Annotated in this window: 7 protein-coding genes and 1 pseudogene; 3 read left to right on the top strand and 5 right to left on the bottom strand. The window is 42.0% G+C overall.

The genetic code is table 11. The features are described from left to right. Window positions 1–102: 102 nt before the first annotated feature. Window positions 103–1,281, top strand: a complete 1,179-nt coding sequence (locus tag ACY3FQ_RS04720) for a S1C family serine protease (RefSeq protein WP_004982593.1) — start codon at window positions 103–105, stop codon at window positions 1,279–1,281. A 482-nt stretch (window positions 1,282–1,763) separates the two neighbouring features. Here ACY3FQ_RS04720 and ACY3FQ_RS04725 read toward each other — a convergent pair whose 3' ends face one another. The 5 genes and pseudogenes from ACY3FQ_RS04725 to ACY3FQ_RS04745 form a co-directional block, all read right to left on the bottom strand. Then, window positions 1,764–2,726, bottom strand: a complete 963-nt coding sequence (locus ACY3FQ_RS04725) for a Tim44 domain-containing protein (RefSeq protein WP_411370511.1) — start codon at window positions 2,724–2,726, stop codon at window positions 1,764–1,766. 118 nt (window positions 2,727–2,844) lie between these two features. Beyond that, complete coding sequence (gene radA, locus ACY3FQ_RS04730; protein ID WP_004695771.1) at window positions 2,845–4,236, bottom strand: DNA repair protein RadA; 1,392 nt, start codon at window positions 4,234–4,236, stop codon at window positions 2,845–2,847. A gap of 143 nt (window positions 4,237–4,379) precedes the next feature. Further along, window positions 4,380–5,741 carry an alanine/glycine:cation symporter family protein gene (locus tag ACY3FQ_RS04735; protein WP_005400491.1) on the bottom strand — a complete coding sequence of 454 codons (1,362 nt, stop codon included), beginning with the start codon at window positions 5,739–5,741 and terminating at the stop codon, window positions 4,380–4,382. 475 nt (window positions 5,742–6,216) lie between these two features. Further along, a pseudogene (locus tag ACY3FQ_RS04740) lies at window positions 6,217–7,678 on the bottom strand (DASS family sodium-coupled anion symporter). An 83-nt stretch (window positions 7,679–7,761) separates the two neighbouring features. Next, window positions 7,762–8,694: an IS5-like element ISAha3 family transposase gene (locus ACY3FQ_RS04745; protein WP_004812228.1), complete on the bottom strand. Its 933-nt coding sequence runs from the start codon at window positions 8,692–8,694 to the stop codon at window positions 7,762–7,764. Between the two features lie 140 nt (window positions 8,695–8,834). On the opposite strand from ACY3FQ_RS04745, the gene ACY3FQ_RS04750 reads away from it, so the two are divergent. Next, a complete protein-coding gene (locus ACY3FQ_RS04750; protein WP_110975971.1) occupies window positions 8,835–9,194 on the top strand; it encodes a helix-turn-helix domain-containing protein in 360 nt (119 codons plus the stop codon). After that, a complete protein-coding gene (locus ACY3FQ_RS04755) occupies window positions 9,188–10,501 on the top strand; it encodes a type II toxin-antitoxin system HipA family toxin (protein ID WP_110975972.1) in 1,314 nt (437 codons plus the stop codon). Before ACY3FQ_RS04750 ends, ACY3FQ_RS04755 begins: the two co-directional genes overlap by 7 nt. Window positions 10,502–10,825 lie beyond the last annotated feature (324 nt).

The following is a 10,825-nucleotide window of genomic DNA, read 5'->3' on the forward strand; positions in this document are numbered from 1 at the left end:
CAAAACTCTTGCTTATTTTTGTGCTTCGGCTTGAATTTCGCTTTACAATAGGCATAAATTACTTAGTCATCAATGAATTAAAACATTTTAGAGGGTGAAATCGTGCGCAGGACCTTTTCCTGGTTACCTTGGGTATTACTCATTTTAGTCATTGCTGGATTTTTTGCTTGGCAGCAGTATCAAAAGCCAAAAGCGCCTGTGGCATCCGATGGTATTAAGATGCCTGCTGAAAAGGTTGAACCTTTAATTAACACCACGCGTACCGGTGGGGTAGTTTCTTATAGCGCTGCCGTGAAAGTGGCTGCACCAGCAGTAGTAAATATTTTTACCACGCAAAAAGTCAAACAACTTGACCATCCATTACTCAATGATCCTGCGTTCCGTGAATTTTTTGGCAATCAAATTCCAGATCAGTTTAGCCAAAATAAAAATGAAAACAGTTTGGGTTCAGGTGTGATTGTTCGCCCTGATGGTTATATTTTGACGAATAATCATGTGATTGCTCAAGCCGATCAAATTGTTGTGGCATTACAAGATGGCCGTCGTGCAGTGGCAAAAGTGATTGGTACCGACCCCGATACCGATTTGGCTGTGATTAAAATTGAGCTGGCGAACCTGCCTGTTTTACCCTTTAAGCTAAGCGGCAACGAAGTGGGTGATGTGGTCTTGGCCATTGGTAATCCATTTGGTGTGGGGCAAACGGTTACGCAAGGTATTGTCTCTGCTACAGGACGCTCTGACCTAGGTATTAACACTTATGAAGACTTCATTCAAACTGATGCTGCAATTAATCCTGGTAATTCTGGTGGTGCTTTGATTGATGTGGCGGGGAATTTGATTGGGGTTAATACTGCGATTTTCTCTCAGTCAGGTGGGTCTTTAGGTATTGGTTTCGCCATTCCTGCAAGAATTTGCCAACAAGTACTGAACTCTATTCTTAAAGACGGTCGTGTGGTACGTGGTTGGCTAGGTATTAGTTTATTGCCTGTTGAACAAGTCAATATCTTAGAGCCTAAAGGGCCAGGTGTGGTTGTCGCGGACGTGTTAAAAACGGGACCTGCTGCAAAAGCTGGTTTAAAGAAAGGCGACAAGATTGTGAAAGTGAATGATGAAGTGATTACTTCAACCTCACATTTGATTAATTTTGTGGCTCTACAACCGCCAAATAGCACCATTCAGATTTCACTTGAGCGCGATGGCAAACCTTTAGATGTTGCTGTGGTTGTTGGGGAAAGAAAAGAGCAAAATCAGGACTCTCAATTTATCCCATTACCTGAATAAGACTAAAAAACGTAAATAAAAATGCCTCTTATATAGAGGCATTTTTTTATGAGTAGATGATTTACAGTGTAAATATTAAATGCAGAGCATGATCAATAGAAAATGCTGTGCATTTTAAATGCCTAAGATTGGTAAATGATGATCTCAGTTTGAGTCGAAAATCAAAGCTCACTTATTTTGAGATATTGCCCAATGGCATCAAGCATTCATAACGCGATGAACTTATTTGCGTGGAGGTATAGGTCGAAGCTAAAAGAAGGCGTGTGATTGAGGATGCATTGTACAGCCTTTCATTACGCTTCTTATTTAACATAGATGTTACAGGAAATGTTGAGCGTAACTTTTAAAAAACCATTGCTGTTATCGTTTTGAATGGTGTTTTTGTTTAAGCGAGGCGCTGATGACTCGGTTGAATCGATCGGAGGATTTATTAAGGCACAAAAAAACAGCAACCGAAGTCGCTGTTTTTATATATCTAGAAATTATGCTTCTTGTTGGATACCCGCAACGAGCCAGTCTTGGGTAGAACCAGCTGGTTTTACAAAGTGCCAAACTTCAGCAAAAGGTTGCGGTAAGCTGTTGAGATCTTCACTTACTGTACCAGTAAAACGTACGCTAACCACGTATTGGCCATTTTCTGTCGCAGAGTCCGCAACCATCGCATTAAGGTTTGAAAACTCAGCTACATCTTGATCTTGATTCGCCATAATGTCTTGATACATAGACTGGTAAAGATCAGGTGTTAAGTAACGCTGAATTTCAGAAATGTTACTTGCTGTGTTCATCGACTGAATATGATTGAAACGTTGACGAGCAATACGTAAGAAAGCCGCAGGTTCTGTACCGTCTGGCAGCTGACTACCACTATTGGTATAGGCAGCGCCAAAAGGTGCGTTGTTTTGTGGTGTAGCAGCTGAACCACCTACAGACTGACCAAAAATATTGCTATTGTCATTTGATGTACGTGGTGCAGCTTGTTGGCCAAACGGTGCTTGAGTTGAACCATTGTTTGGCGCGTATGGATTAGCTGCTACTTTTTTTTTTGCGCCCATTTTACGGAAAATGAAGAAGGCAACAGCAGCGGCAAGAAGAATCCAAATCCAGCTCGGAATACCACCTTTTTCTTCCTGTGCTTGCGCTTGAGAAGCAGAGTTATCATCTGCCAATGCATTTGCAGCAACAGCACCAATTGCAGCACCAGCTACACCAGCCGCAACCATACCGCCGACGCCTGGACCAGATTTAGCTGGAGCCGTAGCAGGCGCGCTAGGTTGTTGAACTGGAGTTGCTTGACGAGGTTGTTGATAAGACTGAGTTGGTGCAGCTTGACGGCTCATGCCGTGGCTTTTACCACCACCTGCACGTTTAGCTTCTGCGGCTAAGGGTGCAACTAAAAGAGCCGCTGTTAAAAAACCAGCAATCAAACCACGCTGTCGAACTTCCATCAAATTTTCCTACTCTATAAAAAATAAATTTTAACTCTACCTTTATGCAGTCTTTCATCCTAAATTTCAATAAAAAACGTGTTTATTTTATGAGAAATCCAAATGAATGGAATTTAGCTTAGTTGAGTTCATCACTTAAGCTCATGGCTTCAGTGAGTGCCTCATGTAAGCGCGCCACAGCGATGACCTTCACCCCAGCAATGTCTTTTTGCGGTGCGTTGCCTCGCGGTAGAATAATGTACTTAAAGCCATGTTTAATGGCTTCTTTTAAGCGTTCCTGCCCATTGGGGACTGGACGAATTTCCCCAGAGAGTCCTACTTCACCAAAAACAGCCAGTTGTTGTGGCAGCGCTTTACCTCGCAGGCTAGAGGCACAGGCCAATAAGACGGCCAAGTCAGAGCCTGTTTCCGTGATTTTTAAACCACCGACAACGTTGACATAGACATCTTGTCCAGATGTTTGCACGCCACCATGGCGATGCATTACCGCCAAGAGCATATTTAAACGGTTTTGTTCTAAACCTAAGGCAACTCGACGCGGTTGACCATGTGCATCATCAACTAAAGCTTGAACCTCAACCAACAGCGGACGTGTGCCTTCACGGCTGATCATCACGATTGAGCCCGCAATGGCTTCATCATAACGGCTTAAGAAAATGGCTGAAGGATTCGCCACTTCTCTTAATCCTTTATCAGTCATGCCAAAAACACCGAGTTCATTGACTGCACCAAAACGGTTTTTAACGGCTCGAATCATCCGATAACGTGAGTCGGACTGACCTTCAAAGTACAGAACACAGTCCACCATATGTTCAAGCACACGTGGACCAGCCAGTGCACCTTCCTTGGTGACGTGTCCGACAATGAACAAGGCTGTGCCACTATTTTTAGCAAAACGTGTTAGTAAAGCAGCAGATTCGCGAATTTGAGAAACGCCGCCCGGCGCTGACTGGAGTGTTTCGGTATACAGGGTTTGAATGGAATCTAAAATTGCCACAGCTGGACGCTCATGGGCAAGCATTTCACATATCCGCTCGACACAGGTTTCAGCCATGACTTTGAGTTTATCTGTGGGTAGATCAAGACGATTTGCACGCAAAGCCACTTGAGAGAGTGATTCTTCACCTGTGACATACAATGCCGCACTGTTGGCCGCGGCCATATGCGTTGCCGTTTGCAATAAAATGGTCGATTTCCCGATGCCCGGATCACCGCCAATCAGCACCACGGAACCCGTGACGAGACCACCCCCAAGCACACGATCAAACTCACCAATTCCTGTAGCCAGTCGAGTCTCATGTGAAACTGAAATTTGATTTAAGGTGCTAATAGCAGCAGCTTGACCTGCATAGCCGCCCCCCATTTTGGGCTGCGCACGATGTGTGACTGCAGGTGCAATATTGACTTCAACCAGACTATTCCATTCTCCACATTCAGAACATTGACCCGCCCATTTTGAATGGTCAGCGCCACATTGTTCACAGCGGTAAACACTTTTTGCTTTTGCCATGCTTTATTTGATGCACTATTTGGAGTATTCGATGGTTCAACAGCATACAGAGGATTGGATTTGAAATGAATGCTCTGAATCAAAAAGCCACCTGAAGGTGGCTTAACTATTGAAGATTTTAAAAATGTGCTTTGAAAATAGCCTTAGTACAACTCACCTGATTTACGCTTTTCGACAAAATCACGTGACTCTTTCACAATCACCGTCGACAGCAATAACAAGGCAATTAAGTTTGGAACCGCCATTAAACCATTAAAGGTGTCGGCAAATAGCCAGACTAAATCAAGTGATGCTACGCAACCAATAAAGACTGACGCGATGTAAATGAGACGGTACAGCAGAACATACTTTTCACCGAGTAAATAAGTACAGCATTTTTCGCCGTAATAGCACCAACCTAAAATGGTGGAATAAGCGAAGAACACAATACCAAAAGTTACGATCCAGCCTCCGACACCCGGCAGTAATTGGTTAAAAGTATGGGTGGTTAATACCGCGCCTGTTTCGCCACCAAAACTATTGCCCGCCATAATAAAACCCATGACCAAAACGATCCCTGTGATACTACAGACGATAATGGTATCGATAAACGTACCTGTCATTGAGACTAAGCCTTGACGCGCAGGGTGGTCGGTTTTTGCAGCAGCTGCGGCGATCGGCGCCGAACCCATACCAGCTTCATTTGAGAAGACGCCACGAGCGACACCGTAACGAATGACAGCACCAATTGCGCCACCTGCTACCGCTTCACCAGTAAAGGCATCACGGAAGATCAGTTCAAGTGCAGGCATGACGAGTTCAAGATGGTTGAAGATAATAATGAGGCCACCGAGGACATAGCCAATCGCCATAATCGGCACGATGAAAGAAGCAGCTTTAGAAATCGATTTAATCCCGCCTAAAATAACCAAAGCGGAGAATACCGTAATGACGATACCTGTGATCCATGTTGCAACTCCCGTACTGTTTTCAACAGCGAGCGCAACTGTGTTGGATTGCACTGAACTGCCAATCCCAAAAGACGCCAAGGTGCCAAATAGTGCAAAAATCAGTGCTAACCACTTCCATTTTAGGCCGCGTTCAATGTAGTACATTGGACCGCCAGACATTTCACCTTTTTCATTTTTGATTCGGTATTTAACTGCCAGTACGCCTTCACCATATTTGGTTGCCATACCGAACAGGGCTGTCATCCACATCCAAAACACCGCACCTGGGCCACCAAGGACACAAGCGGTTGCAACACCAGCGATATTACCCGTACCAATGGTGGCAGAGAGTGCTGTCATGAGGGATGCAAAGTGGGAAATATCTCCAGTATGAGAATGTGCTTGGTCATGTTTGCCAAATACCTGTTTAAAGGCCAGAGGCAACATGCGGATTTGCCAGAAGAACAAGCGTAATGTGAGGAATATCCCTGTTCCGACAATGAGGACCAACATATAGGGTCCCCAGACCCAACCACTGATGGTTTCCATAAAAGTTTGTAAACTTTGTGTATTCATTTTTCTTTTAGTCCTCTATGTTTTAAAACTTGAAATTTCTAGAAAAATTTTGAGTTTTATTAAGCAATTGATATGCCACAGTCATGCTTCCTGCACGATTTTTTATTGATTTTTAGTCTTGTTGTATTTGTTACACGGAAATTTATTTTTGACAAGTGTTTTGCTGATTTTTTCAACGGGAACTTTTACGTGTCCTTTGTCGTGTTAAATATAAGAAAAATTAATTAACTTTTCAAAAGATGTTGAAAATATAGATTATCATGACTACTATGTCTGTGAAACAACAACAGATAAGCAAGCGCATAATTGGGTCTATGACATCGAGTCTAATTAATCAAATATATTTTTATTCAGTGAGTAAAATTATAACGAAGTTTCTGTAATGGACAGATATTAAAAAGCCCCCTTATTCAGGGGGCAGGTTGTATAGATATAACTATACTTATAAAATTTTAATTTTGTTATAGATATTAAATTACCAATAGCCCAGCATCTTCCACCAAAGTCCGCCCAATACAATAAAAATAGCTATATTGATAATGCTCATAGCAAAACCAGCTTTCCACCATTCACCAAGCGTTGTATAACCTGAACCATAAATAATAGGGGATGTACCTGTCGCATAATGAGTCAGCGTCATCATAATGCTTGATGCTGCTGCCATAATCAGTGCAAAGAACATTGGAGGAGCACCTAGTGCGATACCTGCAATGTAGAATGCTGAAAACATAGCGGTAATATGTGCAGTAGTACTGGCAAAAATATAGTGAGCGTACATATAAGCAAATAGTAAAAGCATGGAAGCAGGAACCCACGTTAAGCCAAGCTGTCCAATGCTAGTTTGTAAAACACCAGAAAACCAAGCGATTAAGCCGAGCTTATTTAAAAAGGTCGCCATCATGACCAATGCAGCAAACCAAGTTACTGTATCCCATGCACTCTTTTGAGTTAAGACATCATCCCAAGTTAAAACTCCTGTAAGCAGAAGGAGTGATAAACCAATAAACGCGGTTGTAGTTGGGTCTAAAGTCCACATATCACCCAACAACATGGCAGGAATACCTGCCCAGAGTAATAATAAAATTCCAAATACAGCCAACATAATCATTTCATGTAAGGTAATGGGACCCATTTCTTGTAAACGGTCTTTGGCAAATTGTGCAGCATTTGGTGTTTTTTTAATTTCAGGTGGGTACATAAAGTAAAGCGCAATCGGCATAAATGCTAATGCAACAACACCTGGTAAAACCATTGCTAATGCCCATGTGGTCCAACTCAAATGGATTTGACTATTGGTCGCTTTCGCAATGAGTTCAACGACTAAAGGGTTGGGTGCAGTAGCCGTAATAAACATGGCAGAAGTAATAGGATTTGAATGGTAATTGACCAAAGCAAGATATTTACCAATTTTACCTTCAGTGCCTTTTTCTGGATCTGAGTCAAAACTCGTTGCAATCGAGCGCACGATAGGGTGAATAATTCCGCCTCCACGTGCTGTATTACTTGGGGTAACAGGTGCAAGAATGAGTTCAGATAATGCAAGGCTATAGCCAATACCAATGGTTCTTTTACCCCAAACTGCAATAAAGTAATAACCTAGTCGTGCACCTAGCCCTGTTTTTTGTAACCCTTTTGAAATCATGATGGATATACCAATCAACCAAATAAGAGGGTTAGCAAAGCCACTTAAAGCATCTTTGATGGCATCGCTAGGGTTATCTGCTGTTACTCGGGTAATCGCGACCAGTGCTATCGCGATAATCGAAATTGCACCAATAGGCATTGCTTTACCAATAATGGCTGAAATAACACCAATAAACATCGCAAATAGATAGAAGCCAAGCATTTGCAGAAACATCTTGCGGAATTGGAATGAGAAACCAAATAATAAGGGTAAGTGATACTGAAATTATGGTTGGTATGAGTTTGAATCCCATTGAATCGTACTCCAAAAATATAGTTATTATGGGCTTTGTTGCATAAACATTCAAAAGCTGAGTTCTCCCCAATCCATTCAAATTTAAGACACAACTTGGGTGCGAGGTCTACCTAATTCCGTAAATCTATTCAGAACTGCCACACGCGCATGAATTTCATTGACCTGACTTTGAAAATGTCTTGCCGTCAGCCTATCACCTAATAATTTGATGCAATGCATCTTGGTTTCCACCAAACTACGACGGTGATAACCCGACCATTTTTTCCATAGGGTTCTGCCTAAATGTTTAACCGTTTGAAGTAACTCATTTCGTTCTATTGAACTTATTTTAGAATCTTTCCAGGGCTTGGCATTCTTTCTGGGTGGAATTACTGCATGTGCTTGACGATCTGAAATCACTTTTCTGCAGCACTTCGTGTCGTACGCGCCATCGGTATAGACAGAATCTATTCGCTCATCTAGTGGAATTTGATCCAGTAAATCACCTAGTACTTGTGAATCACTGACATTATTTGTAGTAAGCTGAACGGCACGTATTTGCAGTGTTTCAGCATCTATACCAATATGCAGTTTACGCCATTGCCGACGGTATTCAGGCTGATGTTTTTTACGCTTCCATTCGCCTTCACCTAAAAACTTTAAACCCGTAGAGTCGACAAGTAGGTGTAACCCATCATGACTTTTCTGATAGCTTATCGCAATATCAATATGCTTTTGTCGTCTACAAAGGGTGGAGTAATCTGGTGCTGTCCAATTCAAGCCACAGAGTTTAATCAGGCTTTGAACAAAGCCAGTAACCATACGTAAAGAAAGACGGAATAGAGATTTGATCATTAAACAGCATTGAATCGCTGTATCGGAATAAGTTTGATTTCGTCCTTGCTTGCCTTGTGGTTGTGCATACCATTGCGTCTTAGGATCAAACCAGATTGAAATATTTCCTCGCTTGATTAAAGCTTGGTTATACGAGGACCAATTGGTTGTACGATAGATTTTAGGTGTAGGCTTCTTCATCTGGAAATTATATTACTGAAGAAGCCTTCAAGAATAGCTTTGTGCAACAAAGCCGTCTAAAATACAAACTTCGTTTAGTACACAAAATGGTACTAATGTGCTAAAATATGCTCGTTAGGTACAAAAAATGGTATTAAACAATGGGATTTAGATCTACAAGTTCAAGCCATGCAAAAGCATTAGAAATTGGTGAGCGTATCAAACAGGCTCGGCTTAATAAAGATTTAACTCAAGTTGAGATATCTGAGATATCCGGCTTAGAGAGACGCGCAATTATTAATGCTGAGAAAGGGAAAGTCACACTGGAAAATCTGATCGCATATTTGGATGCTCTAAACATGAGGGACCAGATAGATCTGTTTTTACCGCCCCAACCAATATCGCCAATTCAACTCCATAAGTTGCAAGGTAAAGAGCGTAAAAAGGCTTCGGGTGAACATAAGGCTAACTCGAACAACAAGAAAATATTAACTGCGAATAAGGATGATTTAGGATGGTGAGAGATACAGTAAGCGTTGAATATCTTGGTATGGATGTTGGGGTTATGGCGTATACAGAGGGACAGCCAAGTGCCTTTGAATACTCTAAATCATTTCTTGACAGTGGTATCGAGCTTTCTCCGTTGTATATGCCTTTAGGAGAGGGTGTTTATACATTCCCAACATTAAACCCTGAAACATTCAAGGGTTTGGCAGGTTTGTTTGCTGACTCACTACCTGATGATTTTGGTAATCGAATTTTAAATGCGTGGACAGCACGTAACGGTCGATCTCCTGACTCTATCACTCCATTAGAACGCCTGAAATATACAGGTAAGCGCGGCATGGGTGCATTAGAGTATCACCCTATGAAATCAATGAATGGTTTTAATGCGTCTCAGCAAGTTGAAATTATTGAGTTGATTAAAATCGCCCAAGATGTATTAGACACTCGCTCATCTTTAGAGGTTGATCTTAATAATAATGGTGCAGAAGACAAGGATGCCATGCTTGCGCTTCTATCTGTGGGTACAAGTGCAGGTGGCGCACGCCCTAAAGCAGTACTTGCATTTAATGAGGATTACAGCCAAGTCCGTTCAGGTCAAACAGATGTTCCAGATGGCTTTACGCACTACTTGATGAAGTTTGATGGTGTGAGTGAGCATAACGTCAATAAAGAAACTTTTGGTGATCCAATGGGCTACGGCGCAATGGAGTATGTTTATCATCAAATGGCCTTAAAATGCGGTATTGAAATGATGCCTTGTAAGTTGCTGCAAGAGGGTGATCGTCAACATTTCATCACGCAGCGTTTTGATCGCGTTGGGAATGAGAAGATTCACATTCAATCCTTGAATGGCCTGGCGCATGTGGATTATAAAAAACCGGGTTCTTTCTCTTACGAAGAAATATTTAACGTGAACCGTCATTTGCGTTTGACTGCAGCCGAGGCAGAACAGTTGTTTAGACGTATGGTATTCAATGTGGTATCTCGTAACCACGATGACCACTCAAAGAACTTTGGCTACATGCTTGTAGATAATCAATGGAAACTGGCACCAGCTTATGACTTGGCATATAGCTATAAGCCGAACTCTTTTTGGGTAGATCAACACTGGATGACTCTTAACGGAAAGCGTGACAATTTTGAAATGGCTGATTTCCTGTCATTCGAGAAGCTAAGTCCAATCTTTAATGAACAGCGTATTCGCCAGATTTTGGAAGAGGTTATCGAGGCGGTTTCAAGTTGGACTTCACTCGCCGTGCAATCAAATGTACCTAAGGTTCTGATTGAGCGCGTTGAGCAAAACCTGCGCTTGAAATTCTAAATTGTCTTTATTACCAACTGAGCTACCTTCGGGTGGCTTTTTTTTGCATATATTTTAACGTGGGCCTAGATCGATAGGTTTGGACTCGCGTTTATTTCAAGGCAGAAATGAATAAAAAAGGCAGCTTATAACTGCCTTTTTATTAAGTTGTGGAGTGGGTTAATTATTTGCAATTAACTCACTTTTCATTGATTTAAGAGCTTGTGCAGCTTCGGCATGACCCTGATTTGCGTAAGCGTCCGCTGAACCCCACTTTTTCTAACTCATTAATACCGCGATAGTGTCCACTTAAATTTAAGTGGACACCTATTTATGGATTTAAAG

Source organism: Acinetobacter sp. AB03, from assembly GCF_058107045.1.